Below are 25,029 nucleotides of genomic sequence, written 5' to 3'. Positions count from 1 at the left end.
GCGACGCGGCGGCCCGTGACCGCGAGGCCGCCGCCCTGGAGCGCGACGCTGCCCTGCGCGAGCGCGACCGGGTGCGCGCCGACCTCGCCTCGCTGCGTGCCCAGCAAGCGGACCTGCGCGCGGCGAACGAGACGCTGGCCCGCGACCTCGCGAGCACCCGCGCGAGCTTAGGCAAGTTGCAGGACGAATACTCCAGCGCCCGCACCGAACTCAGCGCCAGCCGCAACGCCGACCTCGCCTTTCCCAAGAACGACCTCGTATACGCGGGCGTGGTGCCGGGTGTCCGCAACCTCGACACCTTCCTGGTGAGCGCCGCCGCCGCCGCCACCTCGCGGGGGGCACGGGGCACGCCCGCCGCCCGGCTGCCCGCGCCCGCCCGCAGCGCCCTGGAGGCGAGGCTGCGCGGGCTGAACGCCAGCACCTTCGTGCAGTGCCGCGCGGCGAACAACACGGCGGTGGGCTTCCCGGTCGACCTCGCCTGCGAGGCCCGTCCCAACAGCACCCTCTACCGGGGCGGCCAGCTTATCCGCCGCATGGACGTGGCCCTGGGCGCGGACCCCCGCCGCGTGCAGGCCCAGATTCAGGGCCTCGTGCAGGACACGGTGTCCGACCTCACCACCCGGGGGGTGCCCAGCGAGTACATCGCCAACGGGGGCCTCGACGTGAACGAGTTCGTCGACCTCCTCACCCGCCTGAGCGGGCGCAGCGGCCCCAGCGCCTCGGTCGGCATCGCCGCGCGCGAGGACGTGCGGCCCGGCAGCCGGGTGGACCTCTACCCGGTGCTGCCTTAGGGCGTCGCGCCATCCCGTTGTCGCCTGTGTCAGGCGCCCACTCCGCTCGGAAAGGTTGCCAGAAGGCGGCCACCCTTCTGCGATTTGCCCTCACCCTGACGTCAGAGAGGGCCGGGTCAGGCTGCGGCAAGACGCGCCCGCTATCCTGACCCCCATGCGCCGCCTCGCCCTACCGCCCTTCCTGACGACCTCGGCCCTCCTTCTCGCCGTGTCCGCGCAGGCCGCTCCCCTGCGCATCGAGTTCTGGCACGCGATGGATCAGGGGGCGGTCACCGGCTACACCCAGGCCTTCAACCGCTCGCAGTCCGCTTACGAAGTCGTGCCCGTGGCGGGCGGCAACTACCGCGAACTCAACGACAAGCTCCAGGCCGCGCTGGGAGCCGGGAAGGCCCCCCCGCTCGCTCAGGTCGAGTTCACCCGCTTCGCCCGGCTGGCGGCGGACGGGCGGCTCACCGACCTCTCCCGGGTGGCAAGTACCCTGCCGGGGGACCTGACGCGCGACCTCTACGCCCCGGTCTGGCGCGCGGGCGAGGTCGGCGGCAAACGCTTCGGCCTGCCTTGGAACGTCAGCGTGCCCGTCTTGATGTACAACGCGGGCGCGCTGCGCCGGTCGGGGGCGGCGGTTCCGGGGACGTGGGCGGAGGTCGAGGCCGTGAGCCGCCAGCTCGCCACCCGGGGGCGGCGTCCCCTCGTCGCCGCCGCCGACGCCTGGACCTTCGAGGCGAACGTCGAGTCGCGGGGCGGCTCGCTCGTGGTCGGCGGCAGACCCAACCTCAACGGCCCGGAGGCGGTCGAGGCCCTCACCCAGCTCGCCCGCATGAGTGCCGCCGGACTCGCCCAGCCGCGCAGGCTCTCGGAGGCCACCCGCGGTGCTTTCGACTTCGCGCGCGGGCAAAACGTCTTCGTCGCCGCCAGCGTCGCCAACTGGACCGACGCGCGCAAGCTCCCCTTCCTCCAGCTCGGCATCGCGCCCTTTCCCTGCGGGGGGGCGGGAGGCTGCATGCTTCCCCTGGGCGGCGCGCACCTCGTCGTGCCGCAGGGCGCCTCCCCCCAGGAGCAGGCCGGGGCGCTGGCCTTCTGGCAGTTCCTGATGGAGCCCGCCCGCCTCGCCGAGTGGGTCAAGGCCACCGCCTACGTGCCCACCCGGCGCAGCGTGGCTCCGCTGTTGAATGACTGGTACGCCAAGAACCCGCAGATCAGGGCCGCCCACGCCCAGCTCGACCGGGCGCAGCCGCGCCCCACCGCGCCCGCCTTCGAGCAGTGGACCTTTTACCTCGAAGACGCGATCAGCCAGGCCACGACCGGCAAGCTCAGCGCGAGAGCGGCGCTCGACGAGGCGCAGCGCAAGGCGCAGGGGCGGTAAGGGGAAGGGGCAGCAGGGGTCAGGACTCAAATGCCAGGACCTCCCCGCATCCACCACGCCACCGTTGCGATAGCACCCACCAAAAGCGCCTGCAACACTGCCCAAGCGTACTCACGGCCACCAGGCCAAAAGAGCGCCGTGACCAAGGTAATGACGGCTAGCACGCCAAACGATTTCAGTAGAAACGCGGCTGTCTTATCGGAGATCGTAGGGGGTTTCATGCTACCGTTTTCCTCCTTCAGGAAAGTTATGGCACCGGTCTGTTCCAAAGTAAGGACGGCAAAAGGAGGGCCACCCCGCGCGAGGTGGCCCTCCTCCTTGTTGCGGTGCTGGCGATCAGCCCTTCACCGCGCCCGCCGTCAGGCCGGAGACGATGTTGCGCTGGAACACGAGCACCAGGATGATCAGGGGCACCGTGACCACGATGCTCGCGGCCATGATCGGCCCCCACGGCTGGTCGAACTGCGAGGCGCCCGAGTAGTTGGCGATCACCACGGGCACCGTGCGGTTGGAGCTCGTGAAGGTCAGCGCGAAGAGGTACTCGTTCCAGCAGTTGATGAAGGCGAGCAGCCCGGTCGTCACGAGCGCGGGCATCATCACGGGGAAAAGCACCCGGAAGAGCGTCTGGAGCGGCGAGGCGCCGTCCACGAGCGCGGCTTCCTCCAGCTCGCCCGGGATGTCGCGCACGAAGGAGGTCAGCACCCACACCGTGAAGGGGATCGTGAAGATCAGGTAGCTGAAGATCAGCGCGACGGGGTTGTTGAACAGGCCCGTCGTCTGCACCAGAGTGAAGAGGCCGCCAAGCACCGCGATCTGCGGAAAGACGCTGACCGCCAGGATGATGTACAGGATCAGGGCCTTGCCCTTGAACTTGAAACGTCCCAGCGCGTAGGCGGCGAAACTGCCCAGCAGCAGGCTGATCAGCACCGACGCCACCGCCACCACCAGGCTGAAGAGCAACCCGCGCTGGAAGCCGGGGTTGGTGAAGACCTGCGTGTAGTTGCTCAGGGTGGAGGGCGCGGCGATGAATTGCAGCGGCGGCAAGAAGAGGTCGCCCGCCCGCCGGAAGCTCGTCAGGACCGCCCACAGGAAGGGGAAGAGCAGGTACACGGCGATGGCGAGGACGAGGAGGTAGAAGAGGACGCGCTGGAGGTAGAACAGGAACGGGTTGGTGCGTTTCAGGTACATGGCGCAAGGACCTCCTCAGTCGAACCGCACCCGGAAGGCGGTGACGTACATGACGACGATCACCATGATGATCAGGAAGATCGCCACGGCGACCGCACTGCCCAGGCCCAGGAGCGAGTTGTCGATCATGGCCTGCCGGGCGTAGCCCGTCATGCTGGTCGAGGCGGCGTTGTTGGCCCCCAGCATCACGTACATGATGTCGAAGACGCGCAGGGCGTCGAGGCTGCGAAAGACCAGCGCGACGAGCAGCGCGGGTCTCAAGAGGGGCAGCGTCAGCCGCCAGAACTGGGTCCACTTGCTCGCGCCGTCCATGTCGGCGGCCTCGTACATGTCGCCCGGCAGACTTTGCAGCCCCGCCAGAATCAGCAGCGCCATGAAAGAGGTCGTCTTCCACACGTCCACCGCGATGAGGGCCCAGATCGCGGTGCTGGGGTCGGCGAGGAGCGCCTGACCGCCCAGCAGCCCGCGCCCGACCAGCCCGAAGGAGTCGTTGTACATGTACGCCCACATCTGCGCGCTCACCACCGTGGGAATCGCCCAGGGCACCAGCATCGCCGTGCGCAGGAAGGCCCGCCCCTTGAAGGCGCTGTTCACCACAAGCGCGATGATCACGCCCAGGACCGTCTCCAGAAAGACGCTGACGACCGTGAAGAGCAGGGTGTTGCGCACCGCCGTCCACCACTTGGGGTCTTGCAAGAAGCCCAGCGGCACGCCCTCGTCGGTGGTGAACCAAAAGTTCCCCAGCCCCAGAAAGGAACGCTGGTCGGGCGTGGTGAGGTTGGCCTCGAACAGCGAGAAGAAAAAGGTGCGGTAGAGCGGATAGCCCGCCACGACCGCGATGGCGATCAGGGTCGGCAGCAGCAGCCAGATCGCCTGCCGCGCGCGGGCCGTCTCGATGCCCCGCCTGCGGGTGGGAGCTACGGCGCCGGGAGGTGTGGCCTTGGTGGTCATGGATTGCCCCCTGTCTCGCCCGGCGCCCCCGGCAGGGTGGGGACGGCGGGGGTGGTGTGCCGGAGCGCGGTCGGCCACGGCCAAGAAGCGGCGAGGAAAACGGCGGCGAGAGGCTGGGGGCCGTCAGCCCGCGGTCAGGTGTTTGCTCAACCTCAGCCTGAACCCCGGACCCGGCGCCTGGATGAGGGGCGCGCGAGGAGAAGGTGAATGCAAAGGATTGCGCTCTCGCGGCCCGGAAGAAAGGAGAAGGGGGACGCCCAGGCTGTGGACGTCCCCCGGGGGGCGCTCAGGGGCGGGTGGGCCCACCCGCGCGCTGTGCGGGCTTTAGAAGCCGCGCCCCTTGATGCGGGCGAGTTCGGTGGAGAGCTGCGCGACCGCCGCCTGGCCCTTGGAGCGGCCATTGAGCACGTTGCTCACGGCGGTGCTGAAGGCCTGCGAGACCTGGTTGTACTTGCCCTTGGTGGCCGCCGAGGGGCGCGGCACCGCGTTCGTGAACACGCTGAGCAGGCTGCCGAAGAAGGGGTTGGCCTTCAAGATCGCCTGGTCGCGGTACAGCGCCGAGATGGTGGGGTTGTAGGCCCCCTCGATGGCGCGGATCTTCTGCTCCTCCGGGCCGGTGAGGTAGCGCACGAGTTCGATGGCCGCCGCCTGGTTCTTCGAGTAGGAGCTCACGCCGAGGTTCCAGCCGCCGAGCGTCGCGGCGGGCTTGCCGCCGGGGCCCGCGGGCAGGGGCGCCACGCCGATCTTGCCCTTGACCTTGGAGTCCTCGCTCTGGCCGAGCGCGTAGGCGTAGGGCCAGTTGCGCATGAAGGCCGCGTTCCCCGACTGGAAGATGCCGCGCGCCTCCTCCTCGCCGTAGGTCGTCACGCCCGCCGGGCTGATGCTGCGAATCCAGCTCGCGGCGGTGTCGAGCGCCTGGGCGGCGCGGGGGTTGTTGATGGTGATGCGGCCCGTGTTGTCCACGATGGTGCCGCCGTTAAACGAGCTGATCCACTCCAGCGCGTCGCAGGTCAGGCCCTCGTAGTTCTTGCCCTGGAAGACAAAGCCCGCGAAGGTGCTGTTCGACGGGCGCTCGCCGTCCTGAATCTTCTTCGCCATCGTGGCGAGTTCGGCCCAGGTCTTCGGCGCGGCGGAGTAGCCGTACTTCCTCAGCAGGTCGGTGCGGTAGTACAGCAGCCCCGCGTCCGTGAACCACGGCATCGCCACGAGCTTGCCGTTCACGGTGTTCGCCTCGACGATGCGCGGGAAGTGGCGGTTGAGCTCCGCGGCGGGCACCTTGCCCTTCAGGTCCACGAAGTGCTGGCTCAGCAGGCCCGGCCAGATGATGTCGAGCTGGTACACGTCGATGTCGCTGCTGCGCGCGGCGAGCTGCTGCTGGTACAGGCCCAGGCGGTCGTTCGTGAGGTTCGGGCTCTCGAAAATCCGGACCGTGTTGCCCGTCCGCTTCGCCCAGCGGTCGGCCCCCGCCTTGCACAGTTCGAGTTCCTGACCCACGGCCCCGCACGCCAGGGTGAGCGTCACGGCCCCCGCCTGGCTGGCGGCACCGAACGCGGCGACGAGGCTGACAACGGCAAGTGCTTTTCTCATGCATCCTCCGGGGTGGACCCATCCAGGCCACAGGCCTGCCGCCCCTCTTCGGAAGCGGTTCCACCCTTAACTCAACTTTGGTCAGTGAAGGCTACACCGCCTTCGCTCCCCAGTCAACGTGAGGAAAATAACAGAGGCGGGTTGAGGTCAGGCTCGGCGGGAGGAGGGGACCCCCCGGCGTCTGCCGTAGCCTGGACCCATGCCCCTGCCCGAGTACGCGCTGCCCCTGGCCGACCCGGCCTTCGTGCGGGACCCCTCTCCGTGGCTGGCGCGGGTGCGGGAGGAGACGCCCGCCTTCCGTGACCCCCGGCTGGGCCGCGTCTTTCTGCCCCGCCACGCGGATATCGCCGCCCTGCTGCGCGACCGCCGTTTCGGGCGCAGCGCCCTGCACCGCTACTCGCGCGACGAGCTGGGCTGGCCGCCGCCCGACCCCGCCCAGGCGAACTTCGACGCCTTCAACGGCAACCATCTCCTCGACTCCGAGCCGCCCAAGCACACCCGGCTGCGCTCGCTGGTGAGCCTCGCCTTCACGCCGCGGCGGGTGGAGGCCCTGGCCGGGCGAATCGAGGCGCTCCTCGCCCGCCAGCTCGCGCAGGTGGGGGCGGGTGGCTTCGACCTCGTGGCCGACTACGCCGAGCCCCTCCCGGTGACCGTCATCGCCGAACTGCTCGGGGTGCCGCAGGAGGAACGGCCCCACCTGCGCCCCTGGTCGGCGGCCATCGTGCGGCTGTACGAGCCGACCTTCACCCCCGGGGAGCAGGCGGACGCGGAGCGGGCCGTGCTGGAGTTCAGCGCCCTGCTGCGTGAGCTGGCCCACCAGCGGCGGCGGGCCCCAGGGGACGACCTGATCACCGCCCTCGTGCAGGCGGAGGAGGGGGGCGACCGCCTCAGCGAGCGCGAACTGGTCGACACCTGCATCCTGCTCCTGAACGCCGGGCACGAGGCGTCGGTCAACGGTCTCTCGGCGGGCGTGCTCGCGTTGCTGCGGGAACCGGGCCAGTGGCGAACGCTCGTGGAGGCGGCGCCGCGCCCGGACAGCCTGCCCCTGTTCCGCACGGCCACCGAGGAACTGCTGCGCTTCGACACGCCCCTGCCCCTCTTCGAGCGGTACGTGCTGGAGGAGGTCACCGTACACGGCGAGCGGCTGCGCCCCGGCGAGAGGGTGGGGCTGCTGTACGCGAGCGGCAACCGCGACCCGCGGCGCTTCGAGCGGCCCGACACGCTGGACCTGACACGCGACCCCAACCCGCACCTGACGTTCGGGCTGGGCATCCACTACTGCCTGGGAGCCCCCCTCGCGCGTCTTGAACTTGCCCTCAGCCTGCGCGCCCTAGCCCGCGCCTTCCCGGAGCTGCGCCTCGCCGACCCGGGCTCGGAGCCCGAGTACGTGGGCGGCTTCGTCATCCGCGGGCTCAGGCGGCTGGACGTGGTGCCGGGATGAGGGCAGAGGAAGTCGAACGGGTCTGGGACGTGGGAACGGTGTGGGGCGTCGCCTCCCTCCCCGGCGGGAGCATCAACGGGGCCTTCCGGGTGCGGGCGGAGGCGGGAGACCTTCACCTGCGCGTCTACCGCACGGAGGACCGGGCCCGGGTCGAGCGGGAACACGCGGCGATTGCGCTCGCTGTGGGGGCGGGTATTCCGACACCCAGGCCGCTGGAGAGGCGGGCAGGAGGGACGGTGGGGCGACTGGGAGAGGCGTTCGCCGCCCTCTTTCCCGTCGCCCCAGGGGCCCCCGCCCCGCGCGGGGAGCTGACGCCCGCCCACGCGGCGGCCCTCGGCGCCCTTCTCGCAGACCTCCATGACCGTCTCCCCGTCTCCGCGCCGTTCGAGGTTCCCGGGCTGGGGGTGTCCAGCGTGGAGCGCACCGTCGAGCGGCTGGAGCGCGTGCGCGCGGTCATCCTCGCCCTGCCCCGCCCCGACGAGGTGGACGGCTGGGCGCTGGAGAGGACCCGGCAGCGGCTGGCGTACCTGCGAACCTCGCCGTTGCCCGACTGCCCGCCCGCCTTTCCCGCGCGCTTCCTGCACGGCGACTACCACGACGGGAACGTCTTTTTCGAGGGGGAGCGGCCCATCGCCCTGATCGACTGGGAGGGGACCCGCCTCGCCCCCCGCGCCTGGGAGGTCGTGCGTTGCCTGCACCTCAGTCTGAGGCTGGACCCGGCCCTGGGCGTGCCCTTCCTGGCGGCCTACCGCGCCCGGCTGTCCCTTCCCGCCGGGGAGCTGGCGGACGGGGCAGCCCTCTACGTTCTCATGCAGGAGCGCAACGTGTGGACCTACGAGAGCGTGTACCTGGAGGGCAACCCCGGCCCGAAGGTGTTCATCCTCCCGCCGCCGTATGTTCCCCTCGGGCAGGCGTGGGCGGAGTCGGGGCTGGCCTAGCGGGCCTGATCCCCGACGAGAAACGCTCGCCCCCACACGTCTCCCAACTCTCCCTCCCTCGCCTCCGCCCGCGCCTCCTCCTCCCGCCCGAGGGCGAGCAGGGCGAGCACCCGCGCCGGGCTGCGGGGCAGGCTGCGGTCGAGGGCCTTCGCGGCGGTGCGCGCCGCCTTCTCGCGGCTGCCGACGGCGGCCTGCGTGTGGGCGAGCACCGCGAGGAGGTGCGGGTCGGCCCCGGTTCCGGCGAGTTCGGCGACCTTGAGCCCCTCGGCGAGGGCGCGCAGGGCGGCGCGCGGATCGGTCCAGAGCATCACCTCGCCGAGCAGGGTCGCGGCGGCGGCCAGTGCCCCGGCGTCCCCCTCCGCGCGGGCGAGGCGGCGGGCGTGCGCGGCGAGTTCGGCGGCGTCCTCCTGCCCGAGCTGCCACGCGGCGCGCGCGCGCAGGAGGGCGGGCCGGGCGCCGCCCTTCTGACCCCGCAGCGCCCCGAGCGCGGCCCGTGGATCACCCAGGCGGAGCCACGCGGCGGCCAGCGTGAGGGGGTCACCCGCCCAACGGACGGCGAGCGACGGCCTGCCCAGGTGCAGCGCGAGCGGGGCGGCCCCGGCGTGGTCGGCGGAACCGAGCGTGTCCAGGGCCCCGAGGGCGGCGGCGTCGTCACCCCGGTCGAGGGCCGCCCGCAGAGCTTGGAGACTCACGCCCGCTCACGGAGCACAGAATTCACCGGGTGGGGAGGGCGAGGGGCCACCGACATGGAGGCCAGCATACGGCGGGCGGGGGGGCCCGCGGAACGCGAGTTCAGGCGCTCAGGCCGAGGTCCAGACCCAGGAAGCGCCACAGCGAGCGCCGGGGCACGCGCAGGCCGCTGGGGTGTTCGACCGCGCCGAGGCGGCCATCCCGAATCCAGCGGCGGACGGTGCGTTCGTGGGTGCCTGTGAAGTCGGCGACCTCGCTGACTTTCAGGAGCTTCGGGAGCGTCTGGAACTGTTCGGTGAGCGTCAAGGGAAACCTCCGAAAAGCACGCGGGGCCACCTCAAGGGCAGCCCCGACGACACTTCGATTTGCCGGGCCCCGCCGCCCGGCCCACCCGCGCTGGAGGGCGGCGGGCAAATCGGGAACAGGGCCAGGCAGGTCAACTTGCCCGGAGGGTACCACGCCCCGCGTCACCCGTGCGTCAACCCTAAAGGGGGGATCAGGGGAGGGCCTGCCCCCCACCGAGCTCCAAGCCCCACACCGGAGAGGGCCTGGAGGGTGAAGGCGACGCCCTGTTCGCCGCGGGTCAGCGCGGCCAGACGAAGGGGAAGGGGGACGGCTCTTTCTCCCGGCAGGCCGCCTTTCGTCCCCAATTTCATCAGGCGCGCCCCCACTTACCTTGTGGCGATCTTCACAGCCCGCACACCCTGCTCACACCCTCGGCTCTACGCTCCGCCTGCTCCTCCAACGGTTCGTCTGCACGAACGTCCGGCGGGGCCCCCTCCCGGGGGCTCTCGTCCTGGCGGGGTCCTGTTGCCCGCAACTCTCGCCCTTGTTTTCCGGAGGTCTTCCATGTCCCGATTCACCCTGAGCGCCGCCGCCCTGACGCTGACCGCCCTGCTTGCCTCGTGCGGGAGCCAACCCTCGGAGGCGGGGGTGGGGGCGCCGACCGCCGCGCAGGAGGGTGCCGCCTTGCCCGGCGTCGCCGCCCTGCCCCTCGACCCTTACCTGAGCGCCGGGCCGCTGGGCGAGCAGGCGACCGAGGCGTACAACATCACCCTGCGCTTTGCCACGGGGAGCGACGCGAGCGTGGTCAGCGCGATGCAGGCCGCCGCGAGCCGCTGGCAGGGCGTGATCACCCAGGGCCTGCCGAGCGTGACGGCGAACATCCCCGCGAACGCCTGCGGGAGCAACGCGGCCTTCTCGGGCACCATCGACGACATCCTCGTCTTCACGGGCAACAAGAGCATCGACGGCCCCGGCGGCGTCCTGGCCCAGAGCGGCCCGTGCTCTATCCGGTCGTCGAGCGGCCTGACGACCTACTCGACCCTGGTGTTCGACACCGCCGACCTCGGGCAGTTCAGCTCCCAGCTCGCCGACATCGCCGTGCACGAGCTCGGGCACTCGCTGGGGATCGGGAGCCTGTGGCGGACCTTCGGCCTCGTGAGCGGCGTCGGCACGACCAACCCGGTGTACTCGGGGGCGAACGGGGTGCGCGAGTACCGCGCCTTCGGCGGTACGCTGAGCACCGTGCCCGTCGAGAACCAGGGCGGTTCGGGCACGGCGGGCGCCCACTGGCGCGAGACCACCTTCAACAACGAACTCATGACGGGCTACCTCAACAGCGGCGTGAAAAACCCGCTCTCGCGCCTGAGCATCGGCTCCCTTCAGGACATGGGCTACGCGGTGAACTACGCCGCCGCCGACAGCTACAGCCTGACAACCGCACAGGCGGTGGCCGAGCACCTCGACCTCGGCTCGCGCGAGCAGATCGTCACGCCGAAATACCGCAGCCAGTAACCTCAGCTCGCCCCCTCCTGGTCACCGCTCCGCCACCTCTGGCCGGGGCGGTGCTTTCCATGGCGCGCCGCCCACTTCTTCGCCCCTCGCGCTGCGCCTCTGTTCTGCCACTCCGCTCGGAAGCTCGGAAGGCTTGCCAGGCAGCGGCGGCCTCCCGTCGATGCATTTGCCCTAGGCTGGGCGCCGATGAGTCTCCTCGCGCAACTCTCGGGCACCCTGATCAACGTCGTCGCCGTCCTGCTGGGGACCATACTCGGCCTTCTGCTCGGCGGGCGGCTCCCCGAGCGCACCCAGCGGACCCTGCTGCAAACGCTCGGCCTCGTCACCCTCTTCATCGGGCTCGACATGGCGGGGAGCCTGAACCGGGTGACGGGCGGGGTCGTTCCCGGCGTGATCCTCGCGCTCGTCAGCCTCGCGCTGGGGGCCGTGATCGGCGAGGCGCTGGGCATCGAGGAGGGGCTGACCCGGCTGGGCGAGCGGCTGAGGCGGCGTTTTCAGGGCGGCGGGCGCTTCACGGAAGGGTTCGTCGCCGCCAGCCTCCTGTTCTGCGTCGGACCGATGACGGTGGTGGGCGGGCTCCAGAACGGCCTGACGGGGGACAGCAGCACCTACGTCCTCAAGAGTACGCTCGACGGCATCGCCTCGCTGGCCCTGGCGGGGGCGTACGGGATCGGGGTGGGCTTCAGCGTGATCACGGTGTTCCTGCTCCAGGGGGGGCTGAGCCTCGCGGCGGGGGCGTTTGCCTCCGGGCTCCTCGGCGGGGCGGACCCGAGTGTGCTCAAGACGAACGCCTACGTTCTGATGGTCACCGGCACGGGCGGGCTCGTGATCGCCGGGATCAGTTGGAACCTGATGCTCGCCGGGCTGGGCTGGGAGGACCGCCGGGTGCGGGTGGGCAGTATGCTCCCGGCCCTCGCCGTGGCGCCGCTCGCCCTGTGGGTGGCGGGGCGGCTGGGGTAGAGGGGAGATGAGGGCTCTCACGCCCCGCTGTCAGAGCGCCGTCAGCCTGGGTGCGTAGCCTGACGCCCACCACCAGAAAACCCTCTCTTTCCAGAACCCTCTACCCTTTCGATCCCCCGCGCCCGGCGTGACTGGCGGGAGCCCCTTCCCGTCCCACGCCCGGCCTGAACCCTCCCGCGCCCCCACCTTCTCCCCCTTCTGCGTTCTGCTCCGGGCCGGGTCACAATTTCGGCGCGCGGGTGGGCGGTGAGCCCCGCCCCCGGCGCACAGGTCCAAGCCCCAGGTCGGTGGACACGACCAGCCAGAAGAGGAAGCGTCCCCGCCGGGAGTGGCGGGACGTTTCTTTTGGGTCCCGCCCCGGCTGCTAGGTTGCCCTATGTCTACACCTCGCGGAAGGGTCGCCCTCGTCACCGGGGCCAGCCGGGGGGTCGGGCGCGGGGTGGCCCTGGGGCTGGGGGAGGCCGGGGCGACGGTGTACGTGACGGGCCGCACCCTCGCCGGGCGCCCCCCGAGATGCCCTTCCTGGCGGGCAGCCTGGAGGAGACGGCGGAGGAGGTGACGACGCTCGGCGGACAGGGCGTCCCCGTCCAGTGCGACCACCGCGACGACGCCCAGACCCGGGCGGTAGTCGAGCGGATTGGGGAAGAACACGGCTCCCTCGACGTGCTCGTGAACAACGTCTGGGGCGGCTACGAGGGCCTGCACCGCTGGGACGAGCGCGGGCAGACGTGGGGGGCCCCTTTTTGGGAGCAACCCCTCGCGCTCTGGAACGACATGTTCGAAGCGGGGGTGCGGGCGCACTACGTCACCACCGCGCTCGCCGCGCCCCTCCTGATCGCGGCCCGGGGGCTCGTCGTCAACATCAGCTTCTTCGCGGGGCAGCGGCACCGGGGCAGCGAGAACGTCCCCTACTTGCTCGCCAAGAACGCGGACGACCGGATGGTGGAGGCCTTCGCCAACCACCTGCGCCCCCACCGGGTCGCTGCCGTGTCGCTCTACCCCGGCCTCGTCCGCACCGAGGGCGTGCTGCTCGCCGAGGGGGCCTTCGACCTCTCCAACTCGGAGTCGCCGCAGTTCCTGGGCCGCGCCGTCGCCCACCTCGCCGCCGATCCTGGCGTCCTCGACCGCACGGGACAGGTGCTTGTCGCGGCGGAACTCGCGGGGGAGTACGGGTTCACGGATGTGGATGGCAAGCGGCCCCGGTCGGCCCGCCCGGAGTTCGAGGCGGAGGGACCGGGGCCGGAGACGGCGTGACGCTCAGCTCAGCTTGGCCTTGAACTCCTCGTAGCCGAAGGTCTTGACCTGCTCGTAACTCCCGTCCGTGTGCAGGATGCCGATGTCGGGGTGCTTGACCCCGTTGAAGAAGGTCGTCTTCACCATCGTGTAGTGGATCATGTCGTCGAAGACCACCCGGTCGCCCACGCGCAGCTCGTGGTCGAAGACGTACTCGCCCACCACGTCGCCCGCGAGGCAGGTCGTGCCGCCGATGAGGTAGGGGTGGTCGCCGCTCGCGTAGTCGTTCGCCTCGCGGTGGGTGACCTCCCCGTCGCCGGGGTCGCGGGCACCCAGGATGCGCGGGCGGTAGGGCATCTCCAGCACGTCGGGCATGTGGGCGCTGACGGACACGTCGAGGAGGGCGATGTCCCGGACGTTGTGCACCACGTCGAGCACGCTGCTCACCAGCCACCCCGTCTGCCAGGCGAAGGCGCTGCCGGGTTCGAGCAGGACGTGGACGCCCCACTTCTGCCGGAAGGCGCGGACCACCCGGATCAGCCGGTCGATGTCGTACCCCTGCCGGGTCATCAGGTGCCCGCCGCCGAAGTTCACCCACTTCATGTGGGGCAGGAACTCCCCGAAGTTGCGTTCCACGACCTCCAGCGTGCGCTCCAGCGTGTCGGAGTCCTTTTCGCACAGGGTGTGGAAGTGCAGCCCGTCGATGCCGTCCAGCAGCTCCGGGCGGAACTCGCGCCGGGTCACGCCCAGGCGGGAGAAGGGTCCGGCGGGGTTATAGAGGTCCGTCTCGACCTCCGCGTACTCGGGGTTGACGCGCAGGCCGACGTGCACTTCCTTCCCGGCGGCGCGGGCGGCCTCGACCTGGGGCTTGAACCGCTCCCACTGCGAAAAGGAGTTGAAGACGAGGTGGTCGGCGAGTTCGAGGACGCGGGGGAAGTCCTCGTCGCTGTAGGCGGGGGCGTAGACGTGGACCTCGCCCCCCATCTCCTCGCGGGCGAGGATGGCCTCATTCAGGCTGCTCGCGGTCGCCCCGGTGATGCCGTACTCGCGCAGGAGGGGGAAGGTGCTCCACATGGCGAAGCCCTTGAAGGCGAGGATGATCTGCGCGCCGCTCTCGCGCTGCACGTGCGAGATCAGGGCGAGGTTGCGCCGCAGCCGTGACTCGTCGAGGACGAAGGCCGGGCTGGGGATGGCCCGCCAGTCGATGTCCTCCACGGGCGTCACGGCGGGAAGCTGGAAGTCGGAGACGGTCATGGGGGACAGGGTAACGGGTGGGGGCGGGGGACACCGTTACGGGGACCGCCCCTCACCCCGCCACGAAGCGCAGCGTTCCAGGCGTGCCCGCACCCTGGCTCAACACCGGCACCAGCGTGCTCGTGCTGACCTGGGCGGCGTGCCGCACGTCGTCCCCCAGCCCCAGCCCGGCGAGCGCCTGCCCGTGCCCGCTGCTCGACAGGGCCTCGATGGGATTGCCCGCGTTGCGCCTCACCGTCAGGGCGATGCGGGTGCCGTCGTCGACGGAAAAGCCGCCCATCGCCAGCAGGTACTCGGCCATCACCCCGGCGGCGTAGACGTCCTCCAGCCCGACCCGCCCGTCCGTCCCCGCGCAGACGATGGCGATCTCCTCGGTGGCGAGCGCGCGGGCTCGGCGGGAGGCGGCGTGGGCGTTCGTGAGGGCGGCGAGCAGGACGTGCTTCCCCGTCTCGGCGGCGACGTGCGCGGCCCCGGTGCCGTTCGTCGTGTTCATCACCACCGTCTTGCCCGTGAAGTTCTGCGCCGCGGCCTCGACCGGGCTGATGCCGAAGTCGAAGCCGGGGATGGGCAGCCCGCCCCGCTCCCCGCCGAGGAGGACGCCGGGACTGCTCTCCCGCAGGCTCAGCGCGACCTCCGGCGTGGCGGTCAGGAGCAACGCGTCCGCCCCGCGTTCGAGGTACGGCACGGCGGTCGTCGTGGCCCGCAGCACGTCCACCACGAGCACCACGTCCGGGTAATTGCCGTGCGGCAGGAGGTCCACCCGCAGCCTCATAGGACCTCCGGAACTACCCGTATCTTTTCACGGATAGTTCCCGACCGAAGGGAGAAGGAGCAAGGACGGGTTCTGAGGAGTGGAGGACTTTCCGGCGATTTCCTGGGAAGTCCGAAACGCAGCAGAATCCGTATCACGACAGCGCCTCCCGCAGTCTTCGCAGCCCCGCTGCCGCCCCGCTCGGCCCGAAGACGCTGCTGCCCGCCACCAGGACGGTCGCCCCCGCGTCCGCGAGCAGACGGGCGTTCTCGGGCGTAACCCCGCCGTCCACCTCCAGCTCGGCCCCGCTGCCTATCTCGTCCAGCCAGCGCCGCAGGGTCCGAATGCGCTCGACGCTCTCCGGGATGAACTTCTGCCCCCCGAAGCCGGGATTCACGCTCATCACGAGCACGAGGTCCACGTCCCCGAGGACCGGGCGCACGGCCTCCAGCGGCGTGCCGGGATTCAGGGTCACGCCCGCCCGTTTGCCGAGTTCGCGGATGTTCTGCACGGCGCGGTGAATGTGTGGGGTCGCCTCGACGTGGACGGTCAGGCCGTCGGCCCCCGCCTCCGCGAAGTCGCGCAGGTAACGCTCGGGGCGCTCGATCATCAGGTGAACGTCGAGGAAGAGGCTGGTCGCCCGCCGCGCCGCGCTCAAAATGGGCAGCCCGAAGGAGATGTTGGGCACGAACAGCCCGTCCATCACGTCCACGTGCGCGTAGTCGGCCCCGGCGATGTTCGCCAGCTCCTCGCCGAGCCGGGTGAAGTCGCAGGCGAGCAGGCTGGGAGCGAGCTTGACGCCTCCCGCGCGGGCCGAAAACTGGGAAGAGGCAGTCACGCCCCACATTCTAAAGGGTTGGGGCGAGGATGAGAGAAATGTGTGCTGGCGAGGTCGGCGCACCCGGTGTGGGTTCCCCGTCCGGCCTGAGCACCCGGGAGGGTCGTCCCGCATCCCCATTCACCGAACGCCCGTTTGCCCCGTGCGTGGCATCATGGCTCCAACACCCACGGAGGCCCCATGACCGCACCGCACGACCTGTCTGCCTGGAAGGCCCTCGCCCGCAAGGACCTGCGCGGCGCGGACCCCGAGACCTTGAACCGCCCCACCCCCGAGGGGCTGACCCTCCAGGCCCTCTACACCGCCGCCGATGTGGAGGGCCTCGACCCCGGGCTGCCCGGCCTGCCGCCCTTTGTCCGGGGACCTCGCGCCACCATGTACGCGGCGCGGCCCTGGACGATCCGCCAGTACGCGGGCTTTTCCACCGCCGAAGAGAGCAACGCCTTCTACCGCCGCAACCTCGCCGCCGGGCAAAAGGGCCTGTCCGTGGCGTTCGACCTTGCCACCCACCGGGGCTACGACTCCGACCACCCGCGCGTGGTGGGGGACGTGGGCAAGGCGGGCGTGGCGATTGATTCGGTCGAGGACATGAAGGTCCTGTTCGACGGCATCCCCCTTTCCGAGATGTCCGTCTCCATGACCATGAACGGGGCGGTCCTGCCGATCCTGGCCGGGTACGTCGTGGCGGGGCAGGAGCAGGGGGCGACGCTCGACCAGCTCTCCGGCACCATCCAGAACGACATTCTCAAAGAGTTCATGGTGCGGAACACGTACATCTACCCGCCCGGGCCAAGTATGCGCGTCGTCGCCGACATCATCGAGTTCACGGCGCGGGAGATGCCCCGCTTCAACTCGATCTCGATCAGCGGGTATCACCTTCAGGAGGCGGGGGCGAACGCCGCCCTCGAACTCGCCTACACCCTCGCGGACGGGCTGGAGTACGTGCGGGCCGCACTCGCCAAGGGGCTCGACATCGACGAGTTCGCGCCGCGGCTGAGCTTCTTCTTCGCCATCGGGATGAACTTCTACACCGAGGTCGCCAAGCTGCGGGCGGCCCGGCTGCTGTGGTCGGAACTCATGGGGCAGTTCAACCCCAAAAACCCGATGAGCCGCGCCCTGCGGACCCACTGCCAGACCTCGGGCTGGTCGCTCACCGAGCAGGACCCGTACAACAACGTGGTGCGGACGGCGATCGAGGCGATGGCGGCAGTCTTCGGCGGCACCCAGAGCCTGCACACGAACGCCTTCGACGAGGCGATTGGGCTGCCGACCGACTTCTCGGCCCGCATCGCGCGCAACACGCAGCTCGTCATTCAGGAGGAGACGGGCATCCCCCACGTCATCGACCCCTGGGGCGGCTCGTACCTGATGGAGCGCCTGACCGCCGACCTCGCGGAGGAGGCCCGCAAGCTCATTGCGGAGGTCGAGGGCCTGGGCGGCATGGCGAAGGCGGTGGAGTCGGGCACGCCCAAGCTCCGGATCGAGGAGTCGGCGGCGCGCAAACAGGCCCGCATCGACCGGGGCGAGGACGTGATCGTGGGGGTCAACAAGTACCGCCCCGAGGTTGAGACGCACGTGGACGTGCTGAACATCGACAACGCCTCCGTGCGTGAGGGCCAGATCCGCCGCCTGGAGACGGTGCGGGCGGGCCGAGATCAGGCCGCCGTAGACCGCGCCCTCGCCGCCCTGACCGAGTGCGCCCGGACGGGAGAGGGCAACCTCCTCGCCCTGAGCATCGAGGCCATGCGTGCCCGGGCGACGGTGGGTGAGGTGAGCGCCGCGCTGGAGAGCGTGTGGGGCCGCCACCAGGCCGAGGTGCGGACCTTGAGCGGCGTCTACGCGCAGGGCTACTCGGGGGACGAGGGCTTCGCGGCCCTGCAAAACGAGATCGAGGACTTCGCCGCCGCCGAGGGCCGCCGTCCCCGGATGCTCGTCGTGAAGATGGGGCAGGACGGTCACGACCGGGGGGCCAAGGTGATCGCCACGGGCTTCGCGGACCTCGGCTTCGACGTGGACGTGGGTCCCCTCTTCCAGACGCCCGAGGAGGCGGCGCGGCAGGCGGTCGAGAACGACGTGCACGTCATCGGCGTGAGCAGCCAGGCGGCAGGACACGGAACGCTCATTCCGGCTCTGATCGGTGCGCTGCGGGCGCAGGGGGCGGACGACATCCTCGTGATCGCGGGCGGGGTGATTCCCCAGCAGGATTACGCGGCCTTGAGGGCGGCGGGGGTGGCGGGCATCTTCGGGCCGGGCACGCCGATCCTGACCTCGGCGCGGGAGGTCTTGCGGCTGCTCCGGGAACGGCAGCGCGGAATGCCGCTGACGCCGTGAGATTGAAAGCGGGACGCACCACAGCGCTCCTTCCATCGGGTAAAAGGAGGAATGAATCCCCGCAGCCTGGCCGCGACCCTCGCTCCCTTGCTGCTCGTCGCTGCCCTCCCGCCTGCCTCGGCCCAGACGCTTCCCCGGCAGACCACGGCCCTCCAGCAGGCGCGGGTGCTCGTCGCCCGGGAGACGGCGCAGGTGCGGCTTCTGGAGCGCACGGGCCTGCTCCATCCGCTGCGGGTTTCCCGGCGCTGCGCCGACCGCGCGGGCCGGGTGCGCCTGACGGTGCTCGCCGACGTGCGGAACACGCCGCGCATCGTGCGGTATCGCCGCGCCGTGCTGGGCAATCACGTGCAGTTCACGGGGTACTACGACGCCGCCGGAAGGCTGCGCTACGCGACTGGCCGCGCCTCGGGTCCTTCCGGCGTGCGGTACAACCTCGCCGCCGAGTACGACGCGCGGGGTCGCCTGCTGCGCGAGACGGGTATCCGCCGCCCCGGGTACGTCACCGAACTGCGGCGGCAGCCCAACCTCCGCGTGGAGTCCTTGCGCCGGGGACTGTGCCCGGGCTGAACCTCCTTCGTCACCCCGGCAGCGCCACCGCCTCCAGGTCCTCACGGGTGGGGGCGTAGGCCCCGGGGCGGGCGCAGGCGGCGGCGGCGGCGCGCAGGCCCATTCGCAGGTGTTCGGTCCACAGCGCGTCCGGTCGCTCGGTCGCGCTCACGAGCAACCCCGCGCACAGGGCGTCTCCGGCCCCCACCGTGTCCGCCACCGTGACGGGCGCGGCGGGGAGGTCGGCACGTCCGGCGGGCTGGTAGAGGGTCGCCCCCTGCGCCCCGCGCGTGATCACGATGGGGCGGCGGGCGTTCATGCCGCGCAACTCCCGCAGGGCGTCGTCCTCCGACTTCCCCGGGAAGAAGAAGGCGAGGTCCTCGTCGCTGAGCTTCATCAGGTCGCTCAGCCCCGCGACGCGCCGGAAGACCGCCGGGTAATCCGGGTGACGGTGGGTGATGCGCGCGTTGGGGTCGAAGCTGACCCTCACCCCCGCGGCCTTCGCCGATTGGATGACGCCGAGCAGCGTGTCCGCCAGAGGCCAGCGGCTCAGGCTGATGCCGCCGACATGCAGCCAGCGGGCCGAGGCCAACCACCCTTCGGGCAACCGGGTGGGGTCGAAGTGCAGGTCGGCGCTGTTCTCGCCCAGGAAGCGGTAGGCGGGTGGCGTGAGCCGGTACACCACCGCGAGCAGGGTGGGCGCGGGCACCCGCTGGAGGAAACGCAAGTCGAGCCCCGCCGCCTCGCTCGCCGCCGTGAGGTCGTCCCCGAAGTTGTCCTGCCCGACCGCGCCCGCGAAGGCGCTGGAGAGCCCCAGCCGCGCGCAGGCCCGCGCGACGTTCCACCCGGCCCCGCCGGGATGGGCCACCCAGCGGTTCTCTCCGGCGGTCACGAGGTCGGTCAGCGCCTCCCCGGCGCTCACGATGGAGGGGAGTTGGGCGGGGCTCGTCATCGGGCACAGAGTAAAGCAGCGGGCTTCCCACACCCCGCCCGCTCGGCTGGACGTGTGACGGCGGGGAGCAGAACAGACACGACCTTGAACAAAGGTCGGACAAAGTGGCGGGTGGCCCTGCATCCGCGTCCCCTCTGGCTGAGACTGCCGGGGTGACCGTTCCCGTCTCCGCCCCCGCCTTCTCCCACCCCTTCCGGGCCTACACCCCCGCCTCGTACACCTTCCCGCTGCCGGAAGGCCACCGTTTCCCGGCGTACAAGTACGCGGGCGTCCGGGACCGCCTCTTCGGACTCCTCCCCGTGCTGGAGACGCCCGCCCTGCGCTGGGCCGACGCCGCCCGGGTCCACGACCCGGCGTGGCTGCGGCGCTGGCGGCGGGGGGAGGTCAGCGCCGCCGAGCAGCGCGCCTTCGGGCTGCCGTGGAGCCCCGGGGTGGTCGAGCGGGCGCGGCGGGCGGCGGGCGGCAGCCTCGCGGCCCTGCACGACGCGCTGGAGTGCGGCTGGGGGGCCAACCTCGCGGGCGGCACCCACCACGCCTTCGCCGACCGCGCCGAGGGGTTTTGTCTCGTCAACGACGCCGCCATCCTCACCCGCCTCGTGCTCGACGAGGGGTGGGCGAAGCGGGTCGCCGTCCTCGACCTCGACGTGCACCAGGGCAACGGCACGGCGGCCCTCCTCGCCGGGGAAGAGCGGGCCTTCACCCTCAGCGTCCACGGCGAGCGTAACTACCCCTTTCGCAAGGAGACAAGCAGCCTCGACCTCGGCCTGCCCGACGGGGTGACCGACGCCGAGTACCTGCGGGTGTTGCGGGAGTCGGTCCTCCCTGCGCTGGACGCCTTCCGCCCTGACCTCCTGCTCTACCTCGCGGGGGCGGACGTGCTCGCCGGGGACCGCTTCGGGCGCTTCTCCTTGACGCTGGACGGCGTGCGCGAGCGCAACCAGGCCGTGCTGACCTGGGCGCGGGGGGCGGACCTTCCCGTCGTGACCATGATGGCGGGCGGCTACAACCGCGACCACGCCCTCACCGTCGAGGCCCACGCCAGCGTCGTGCTCGACGGCCTGGAGGTGTTCGGTTAAGCGGCCTGGCTGCCCGGAGCCCCGCCTGCCTTGCGTCCCAATCGTTGGGGCATGAAGGAACGGTGAGGGCACGGCGCTCCCTCAATAGACTTAAGTAGGTCAACGTCAAACGAAGAAAGGGGAAAGCCCCTTGCTCACGCGGTCCCGGCGCTGCCTCCGTGAGCGCCTCCGACTCCCCCGCCTTATAAAGGACTTCATAATGTTCGACCTGAACCTTCAAAGGTTGGACAAACCTTGTACAGTCCGGGCGTTTCGGGATCTCGCCGCCTGCCGCCTCGCCGACCTGCCCTGTTTCAAGGAGTGAGCCATGACGTTGTACAGCACCCCCTCGGTCAGTTCCGACCTTCGCAGCAGGCCCCTGCGCCGTGGCGACACGCTGTACTACGCGGGCGACCCGGCCCCCACCCTCTACCGGCTCGACAGCGGCCTGCTGCGCGCGGTGCGCCTGACGCCCCAGGGCCGCAACCTCACCGTGCGCCACGTGCTGCCCGGCGACATCTTCGGCGAGGAGACCCTGCACGGTCTGCCGCGCAGCCACCAGATGATCGCCCTGACCGACGCCGCGCTCACCCCCATTCACATCCAGCACCTCAGTGCCGCCGAGTTGTGGGAGGTCACCCGCAGCCTCAGCGCCCAGCTCCAGCGGGTGATGAACGACGGCGTGCACATCCAGGACGGTGAACTGCGCGAGCGCATCGCCCGCTACCTGCTGAGCCTCGCCGACTCCAGCCTGGGCGGCGTCCACGAGGGCGGCCTGCGCTACGTCCGGGCCACGCACGAACTGATCGCTGAGGGTACCGGCGCCACCCGTGAGAGCGTGTCCAAACTCATCGGCGAGATGCGCGACGACGGGCTGCTCACCCCCGCCTACCGCTGCCTGACCCTGACCGACGAGGCGCGGCTGCGCGAGCTGAGCGGGTATCACGGCTGAGAACGGGGGGAACGGCGGGCGTCCGGTGATGGGAGCCGGGCGCTTTTCTTTTGGAGCGTAGAGGAACCGCCTTTCCCTACGATCTACGCTCCACGGTCCACGACCCCGACCGTAGAATGCCCCCCATGCGCATTCGCCTTGACCCCTGGCCGGTGGACATCGAGGGCGGGCAACTCGGCCTGCAACACTTCGAGGGGGACCTGATCGACATCGAGACCCCGCGCTGGGCGGCGGTAGCGGCCAAACCCGTGCCCGCGCGGCTGCACACGGTCTACGTCGTGGACGGCAAGCGCCGGATGGAGTCGCGCGTCTTCATCGAGGACGAGGCGGGCGAGGCGGGCATGGGCGGTTTCGGGGCCTACGTGGTGGGGGCGGTGCGGATGTGCCCGCACGGTTCGCGGCAGGCCGAGTTGACCGACGTGAAGGCCCGGCGCCTCCTCGCCCACGCGCCGGGGCTGCGGGTGGACCCCTACCGCCTCTCGCCGCGCGACCCGCACACGGGGACGCTGCAATACACCCCCATCGTCACCGAGAGCGCCGATCCCCTCGCGCCGCTCCACAAGCTGCAACAGGTCATGCTAGCGGAGGAGCAGAACCTCTCGCACGGCCTGGCGTCGGCGGTGCCTTTCTCCGAGGAGGACGACCGGGAGGCCCTGACCTCGCTGACGATTCAGGACGGCTCGTTGCGCTCCAAGAACCTCGGCGGCGCCGTCGTCGGCTGCGTGAAGACGATGCAGACCCAGTACCTGCCCGCCGACCGGGCCTCGCTGCTCTCGGAACTGCGGCCCGGCGAGCGGACCCCGATTCTGCACATGAAATACGCCAACAGCCCGTATACCCGCTTCATCTGGTACGTCCGGCTGTGCGAGGCGGCCTTCTACCAGCACCCCATGTCCGGCGTGATGCGGCTGGAGATGTACGCCCCCGACGAGCCCGACTTCCTGCCCCCCATCGTGCGCGAGGTGGCGAACGTCAGCGGCAATCTCCTGTGCCGCCTCGCCAGCCGGGCGCACAAGGACCCCCGCGCCCCGCAGAACCTGATCCCGACCGCTGCGTTAGAAAGCGCCATGACCCGCGCGATGGGCAGCGCCGACCTCGTGACCCGACGTTTAAGGGCTCATATTGCCAGAGAACTCGGGGTGGTCGCGTGACGTTCGGGGAGGACGGCGAGCGCCTGGGCCGCGTGCTCGGCACCGAGGACGTGACGCCCACCGTCTTCTGGTTCGCGGTGGCGCCGGGGGCGAGTGTGGGCCTTGATGATCTCGTCGTCGTGCGGACCATGAAGCCGGACGGGCGGGAGGTGCGCTTCTACGGCCTGGTCGATAACGTCCGCAAGCGGCATGAGGGCGTGACCTTCGAGTCGGACGTGGAGGACGTGGTGGCGGGGGTGCTGCCCGCCTCGGTGAGCTACGCGGCACGGGTGCTCGTCACGCGGGTGGACCCCGAGCATTTCATCCCGCCCCAGCCCGGCGACGAGGTGCGGCACGCGCACGGCTCGGACCTCGACATGGCCCTCAGCGCCGACAAGATGAAGGAGGCGGCCTTCCCGGCGGGCCTCCTCGCGGATGGACAACCGTTACCGCTGAACTTCCGCTTCGTCAACGGCGAGAGTGGCGGCCACATCAACATCAGCGGCATCTCGGGCGTGGCGACGAAGACGAGTTACGCCCTCTTCCTCCTGCACTCCATCTTCCGCAGCGGCGTGATGGACCGGGTGGCGCGGGCGGGCGGCGGTCACACGGCGGGGACGGCGGGCGGCAAGGCGATCATCTTCAACGTGAAGGGCGAGGACCTCCTCTTCCTCGACCAGCCCAACGGCAGGGTGCAGGAGCGCGAGGCCGAGGCCCAGGTCGCCAAGGGCCTGAGCGCCGACCGTTACACGCTGATGGGGCTGCCCATGTCCCCCTTCCGGGACACGCAGTTCCTCGCGCCGCCTCGCCCCGGTTCTTCAAATAATGCCATCGTGCCCCACACCGACCAGCGGGCGCAGGGCGTGACCCCCTTCGTCTTCACCCTGCGCGAGTTCTGCGAGCGGCGGATGCTGCCCTACGTCTTCTCGGACGCGGGCGCGAGCCTGAACCTGGGTTTCGTGATCGGCAACATCGAGGAAAAGCTCGCCCGCCTCGCCGCCGAGGGGGAGGGAGCCGCCCTGCTCGTCTCCGACTGGGAGCCCGAGGGAGACGGAGAGCTGCCTGACGGCATCACCTTCGACGCGCTGGGCAAGACGCGGCTGGAGACCTTCGACCAGCTCCTCTCCTACATCGAATACAAGCTGCTGGAGGAGGGGGACGGCGAGGGCGATCCGAAGTGGGTGCTCAAGCAGTCGCCGGGCACCCTGCGCGCCTTCGTGCGGCGGTTGCGTGGCGTTCAAAAACATCTCTCGCCTCTCGTGCGCGGCGACCTCAGCGAGGCGCAGGCGCGGCAGTACCGTCCCAATTTGCTCGGCGGGGCGCAACTGAGCGTGGTGGACATCCACAACCTCTCCGGCCCGGCGCAGATGTTCGTGGTGGGCGTGCTGCTGCGCGAGGTGTTCGAGCACAAGGAGAAGTACGGGCGGCAGAACACCGTCTTCGTGGTGCTGGACGAGCTGAACAAGTACGCCCCGCGCGACGAGGGCAGCCCCATCAAGGACGTGTTGCTGGAGATCGCCGAGCGGGGCCGCTCGCTCGGGATCATCCTGATCGGCGCCCAGCAGACCGCCTCGGAGGTCGAGCGGCGCATCGTGTCGAACGCGGCGATCCGGGTGGTGGGGCGCCTCGACCTCGCGGAGGCCGAGCGGCCCGAGTACCGCTTCCTGCCGCAGAGCTTCCGGGCGCGGGCAGGCATCCTCCAGCCGGGGACCATGCTCGTCTCGCAGCCCGACGTGCCCAACCCAGTGCTGGTGAGCTATCCCTTCCCTGCCTGGGCCACCCGCCGCGACGAGGTGGCCGAGGAGGTGGGGCAGAGCGTGGAGGAAGTGGGGGAGGACTGGCTGGGGCTGTAGACGGCACCTTGAGGAAGTGGTGGGGGTGTACCCCCAACGCCGCTCATCTGCCCGGGGAGACGACAGACCCGCCCTCTACAGTCGCCCCATGCCTGCCAGAAGCCTTCTGCCGCTTGCCCTCGCGCTGCTGCTCACCCCCGCCTACGCCCAGACCCTCGACCGGGCCGCGCGGCAGGGGATCGACGCCCACGCCTTCACCTTCTCGGGCCGTCATTGCAGCGGCGGGATCGAGGCCAAACCCGGCTCCGAAGCCACGCCCGGACAGTTCAAGATCGGCGCCCTGATCATGGATGAGGCGATGAACTCAGAACTTGCACCTGAATAGGTAGCGAAAAAGCGCTCCCAGGGGCGAGAAAGAGGGTGTGTGGAACCTCAAGCTTCGCGGGGAGCGCGCTCGTATTTTGGCAGATGCGCTCCTCGCTGTCCCG

General features: G+C 70.6%; 22 protein-coding genes and 1 pseudogene. 14 read left to right on the top strand and 9 right to left on the bottom strand.

Annotation, left to right across the window (positions count from 1 at the left end; genetic code table 11):
• A pseudogene (locus A7B18_RS18885) lies at positions 1 to 791 on the top strand (DUF3084 domain-containing protein); the annotation flags it as partial.
• Positions 792 to 945: 154 nt separating this feature from the next.
• Positions 946 to 2,154: an ABC transporter substrate-binding protein gene (locus A7B18_RS18880; RefSeq protein WP_102128242.1), complete on the top strand. Its 1,209-nt coding sequence runs from the start codon at positions 946 to 948 to the stop codon at positions 2,152 to 2,154.
• Between the two features lie 336 nt (positions 2,155 to 2,490).
• On the opposite strand, the gene A7B18_RS18875 is transcribed toward A7B18_RS18880, so the two are convergent.
• The 3 genes from A7B18_RS18875 to A7B18_RS18865 all read right to left on the bottom strand — a co-directional run bounded on the left by A7B18_RS18875 (position 2,491) and on the right by A7B18_RS18865 (position 5,880).
• Complete coding sequence (locus A7B18_RS18875; RefSeq protein WP_102128241.1) at positions 2,491 to 3,342, bottom strand: carbohydrate ABC transporter permease; 852 nt, start codon at positions 3,340 to 3,342, stop codon at positions 2,491 to 2,493.
• Positions 3,343 to 3,357: 15 nt separating this feature from the next.
• Positions 3,358 to 4,293 carry a carbohydrate ABC transporter permease gene (locus A7B18_RS18870; RefSeq protein WP_102128240.1) on the bottom strand — a complete coding sequence of 312 codons (936 nt, stop codon included), beginning with the start codon at positions 4,291 to 4,293 and terminating at the stop codon, positions 3,358 to 3,360.
• Positions 4,294 to 4,617: 324 nt separating this feature from the next.
• A complete protein-coding gene (locus tag A7B18_RS18865) occupies positions 4,618 to 5,880 on the bottom strand; it encodes an ABC transporter substrate-binding protein (protein ID WP_102128239.1) in 1,263 nt (420 codons plus the stop codon).
• 199 nt (positions 5,881 to 6,079) lie between these two features.
• Between A7B18_RS18865 and A7B18_RS18860 the strand changes: the two genes are divergently transcribed.
• Complete coding sequence (locus A7B18_RS18860; protein ID WP_102128238.1) at positions 6,080 to 7,321, top strand: cytochrome P450; 1,242 nt, start codon at positions 6,080 to 6,082, stop codon at positions 7,319 to 7,321.
• On the top strand, positions 7,318 to 8,259 hold the full coding sequence (locus A7B18_RS18855) for a phosphotransferase enzyme family protein (RefSeq protein WP_102128237.1): 942 nt from the start codon (positions 7,318 to 7,320) through the stop codon (positions 8,257 to 8,259). The genes A7B18_RS18860 and A7B18_RS18855 overlap by 4 nt, the downstream gene beginning before the upstream one ends.
• On the opposite strand, the gene A7B18_RS18850 is transcribed toward A7B18_RS18855, so the two are convergent.
• Positions 8,256 to 8,951: a hypothetical protein gene (locus A7B18_RS18850; RefSeq protein WP_102128236.1), complete on the bottom strand. Its 696-nt coding sequence runs from the start codon at positions 8,949 to 8,951 to the stop codon at positions 8,256 to 8,258. The genes A7B18_RS18855 and A7B18_RS18850 overlap by 4 nt on opposite strands.
• A gap of 100 nt (positions 8,952 to 9,051) precedes the next feature.
• A complete protein-coding gene (locus A7B18_RS18845) occupies positions 9,052 to 9,255 on the bottom strand; it encodes a helix-turn-helix domain-containing protein (RefSeq protein ID WP_102128235.1) in 204 nt (67 codons plus the stop codon).
• 543 nt (positions 9,256 to 9,798) lie between these two features.
• On the opposite strand from A7B18_RS18845, the gene A7B18_RS18840 reads away from it, so the two are divergent.
• The 3 genes from A7B18_RS18840 to A7B18_RS18830 all read left to right on the top strand — a co-directional run bounded on the left by A7B18_RS18840 (position 9,799) and on the right by A7B18_RS18830 (position 12,960).
• A complete protein-coding gene (locus tag A7B18_RS18840; protein WP_102128234.1) occupies positions 9,799 to 10,746 on the top strand; it encodes a leishmanolysin-related zinc metalloendopeptidase in 948 nt (315 codons plus the stop codon).
• Positions 10,747 to 10,932: 186 nt separating this feature from the next.
• Positions 10,933 to 11,706, top strand: coding sequence for a DUF554 domain-containing protein (locus tag A7B18_RS18835; RefSeq protein ID WP_102128233.1), 774 nt, complete (start codon positions 10,933 to 10,935; stop codon positions 11,704 to 11,706).
• Between the two features lie 513 nt (positions 11,707 to 12,219).
• Positions 12,220 to 12,960, top strand: a complete 741-nt coding sequence (locus A7B18_RS18830; protein WP_245872971.1) for an SDR family NAD(P)-dependent oxidoreductase — start codon at positions 12,220 to 12,222, stop codon at positions 12,958 to 12,960.
• Between the two features lie 3 nt (positions 12,961 to 12,963).
• Here A7B18_RS18830 and nspC read toward each other — a convergent pair whose 3' ends face one another.
• The 3 genes from nspC to rpe form a co-directional block, all read right to left on the bottom strand.
• Positions 12,964 to 14,193 carry a carboxynorspermidine decarboxylase gene (gene nspC, locus A7B18_RS18825; RefSeq protein WP_102128232.1) on the bottom strand — a complete coding sequence of 410 codons (1,230 nt, stop codon included), beginning with the start codon at positions 14,191 to 14,193 and terminating at the stop codon, positions 12,964 to 12,966.
• Between the two features lie 52 nt (positions 14,194 to 14,245).
• Positions 14,246 to 14,965, bottom strand: a complete 720-nt coding sequence (locus A7B18_RS18820) for a 2-phosphosulfolactate phosphatase (protein WP_102128231.1) — start codon at positions 14,963 to 14,965, stop codon at positions 14,246 to 14,248.
• Positions 14,966 to 15,098: 133 nt separating this feature from the next.
• Complete coding sequence (rpe, locus tag A7B18_RS18815) at positions 15,099 to 15,782, bottom strand: ribulose-phosphate 3-epimerase (protein ID WP_245872970.1); 684 nt, start codon at positions 15,780 to 15,782, stop codon at positions 15,099 to 15,101.
• A gap of 180 nt (positions 15,783 to 15,962) precedes the next feature.
• On the opposite strand from rpe, the gene scpA reads away from it, so the two are divergent.
• Positions 15,963 to 18,113 (top strand): methylmalonyl-CoA mutase, encoded by a 2,151-nt coding sequence (gene scpA / locus A7B18_RS18810; RefSeq protein WP_102128229.1) that lies wholly within the window; start codon positions 15,963 to 15,965, stop codon positions 18,111 to 18,113.
• A gap of 51 nt (positions 18,114 to 18,164) precedes the next feature.
• A complete protein-coding gene (locus tag A7B18_RS18805) occupies positions 18,165 to 18,680 on the top strand; it encodes a hypothetical protein (protein ID WP_102128228.1) in 516 nt (171 codons plus the stop codon).
• Between the two features lie 10 nt (positions 18,681 to 18,690).
• Here A7B18_RS18805 and A7B18_RS18800 read toward each other — a convergent pair whose 3' ends face one another.
• Entirely contained in the window at positions 18,691 to 19,611 is a 921-nt protein-coding gene (locus A7B18_RS18800; RefSeq protein ID WP_102128227.1) for a carbohydrate kinase family protein, read from the bottom strand.
• A gap of 152 nt (positions 19,612 to 19,763) precedes the next feature.
• Here A7B18_RS18800 and A7B18_RS18795 point away from each other — a divergent pair, with 152 nt between their 5' ends.
• The 5 genes from A7B18_RS18795 to A7B18_RS18775 all read left to right on the top strand — a co-directional run bounded on the left by A7B18_RS18795 (position 19,764) and on the right by A7B18_RS18775 (position 24,926).
• Positions 19,764 to 20,687: a histone deacetylase family protein gene (locus A7B18_RS18795; protein ID WP_102128226.1), complete on the top strand. Its 924-nt coding sequence runs from the start codon at positions 19,764 to 19,766 to the stop codon at positions 20,685 to 20,687.
• Positions 20,688 to 20,994: 307 nt separating this feature from the next.
• Positions 20,995 to 21,618 carry a Crp/Fnr family transcriptional regulator gene (locus A7B18_RS18790; RefSeq protein WP_102128225.1) on the top strand — a complete coding sequence of 208 codons (624 nt, stop codon included), beginning with the start codon at positions 20,995 to 20,997 and terminating at the stop codon, positions 21,616 to 21,618.
• A 116-nt stretch (positions 21,619 to 21,734) separates the two neighbouring features.
• Positions 21,735 to 22,769, top strand: coding sequence for a DNA double-strand break repair nuclease NurA (locus A7B18_RS18785; RefSeq protein ID WP_102128224.1), 1,035 nt, complete (start codon positions 21,735 to 21,737; stop codon positions 22,767 to 22,769).
• Positions 22,766 to 24,601, top strand: a complete 1,836-nt coding sequence (locus A7B18_RS18780) for an ATP-binding protein (protein ID WP_102128223.1) — start codon at positions 22,766 to 22,768, stop codon at positions 24,599 to 24,601. Before A7B18_RS18785 ends, A7B18_RS18780 begins: the two co-directional genes overlap by 4 nt.
• 88 nt (positions 24,602 to 24,689) lie before the next feature.
• Entirely contained in the window at positions 24,690 to 24,926 is a 237-nt protein-coding gene (locus tag A7B18_RS18775; RefSeq protein WP_102128222.1) for a hypothetical protein, read from the top strand.
• The last annotated feature ends 103 nt before the right edge of the window (positions 24,927 to 25,029 follow it).

Source organism: Deinococcus planocerae (assembly GCF_002869765.1).
GTDB lineage: Bacteria > Deinococcota > Deinococci > Deinococcales > Deinococcaceae > Deinococcus > Deinococcus planocerae.
The sequence above is the reverse complement of the archived record's forward strand: the minus strand, read 5'-3'. Positions and strand labels throughout refer to the sequence as shown.

What these genes read in the sequence shown, in the direction of transcription:
- A7B18_RS18835 (WP_102128233.1), top strand. Translation starts at nt 10,933, where the DNA reads ATGAGTCTCCTCGCGCAACTCTCGGGCACCCTGATCAACGTCGTCGCC.
- A7B18_RS18855 (WP_102128237.1), top strand. Translation starts at nt 7,318, where the DNA reads ATGAGGGCAGAGGAAGTCGAACGGGTCTGGGACGTGGGAACGGTGTGG.
- A7B18_RS18840 (WP_102128234.1), top strand. Translation starts at nt 9,799, where the DNA reads ATGTCCCGATTCACCCTGAGCGCCGCCGCCCTGACGCTGACCGCCCTG.
- scpA (WP_102128229.1), top strand. Translation starts at nt 15,963, where the DNA reads ATGACCGCACCGCACGACCTGTCTGCCTGGAAGGCCCTCGCCCGCAAG.
- A7B18_RS18880 (WP_102128242.1), top strand. Translation starts at nt 946, where the DNA reads ATGCGCCGCCTCGCCCTACCGCCCTTCCTGACGACCTCGGCCCTCCTT.
- A7B18_RS18775 (WP_102128222.1), top strand. Translation starts at nt 24,690, where the DNA reads ATGCCTGCCAGAAGCCTTCTGCCGCTTGCCCTCGCGCTGCTGCTCACC.
- A7B18_RS18785 (WP_102128224.1), top strand. Translation starts at nt 21,735, where the DNA reads ATGCCCCCCATGCGCATTCGCCTTGACCCCTGGCCGGTGGACATCGAG.
- A7B18_RS18875 (WP_102128241.1), bottom strand. Translation starts at nt 3,342, where the DNA reads ATGTACCTGAAACGCACCAACCCGTTCCTGTTCTACCTCCAGCGCGTC.
- nspC (WP_102128232.1), bottom strand. Translation starts at nt 14,193, where the DNA reads ATGACCGTCTCCGACTTCCAGCTTCCCGCCGTGACGCCCGTGGAGGAC.
- A7B18_RS18865 (WP_102128239.1), bottom strand. Translation starts at nt 5,880, where the DNA reads ATGAGAAAAGCACTTGCCGTTGTCAGCCTCGTCGCCGCGTTCGGTGCC.
- A7B18_RS18800 (WP_102128227.1), bottom strand. Translation starts at nt 19,611, where the DNA reads ATGACGAGCCCCGCCCAACTCCCCTCCATCGTGAGCGCCGGGGAGGCG.
- A7B18_RS18860 (WP_102128238.1), top strand. Translation starts at nt 6,080, where the DNA reads ATGCCCCTGCCCGAGTACGCGCTGCCCCTGGCCGACCCGGCCTTCGTG.
- A7B18_RS18790 (WP_102128225.1), top strand. Translation starts at nt 20,995, where the DNA reads ATGACGTTGTACAGCACCCCCTCGGTCAGTTCCGACCTTCGCAGCAGG.
- A7B18_RS18830 (WP_245872971.1), top strand. Translation starts at nt 12,220, where the DNA reads ATGCCCTTCCTGGCGGGCAGCCTGGAGGAGACGGCGGAGGAGGTGACG.
- A7B18_RS18805 (WP_102128228.1), top strand. Translation starts at nt 18,165, where the DNA reads ATGAATCCCCGCAGCCTGGCCGCGACCCTCGCTCCCTTGCTGCTCGTC.
- A7B18_RS18870 (WP_102128240.1), bottom strand. Translation starts at nt 4,293, where the DNA reads ATGACCACCAAGGCCACACCTCCCGGCGCCGTAGCTCCCACCCGCAGG.
- A7B18_RS18820 (WP_102128231.1), bottom strand. Translation starts at nt 14,965, where the DNA reads ATGAGGCTGCGGGTGGACCTCCTGCCGCACGGCAATTACCCGGACGTG.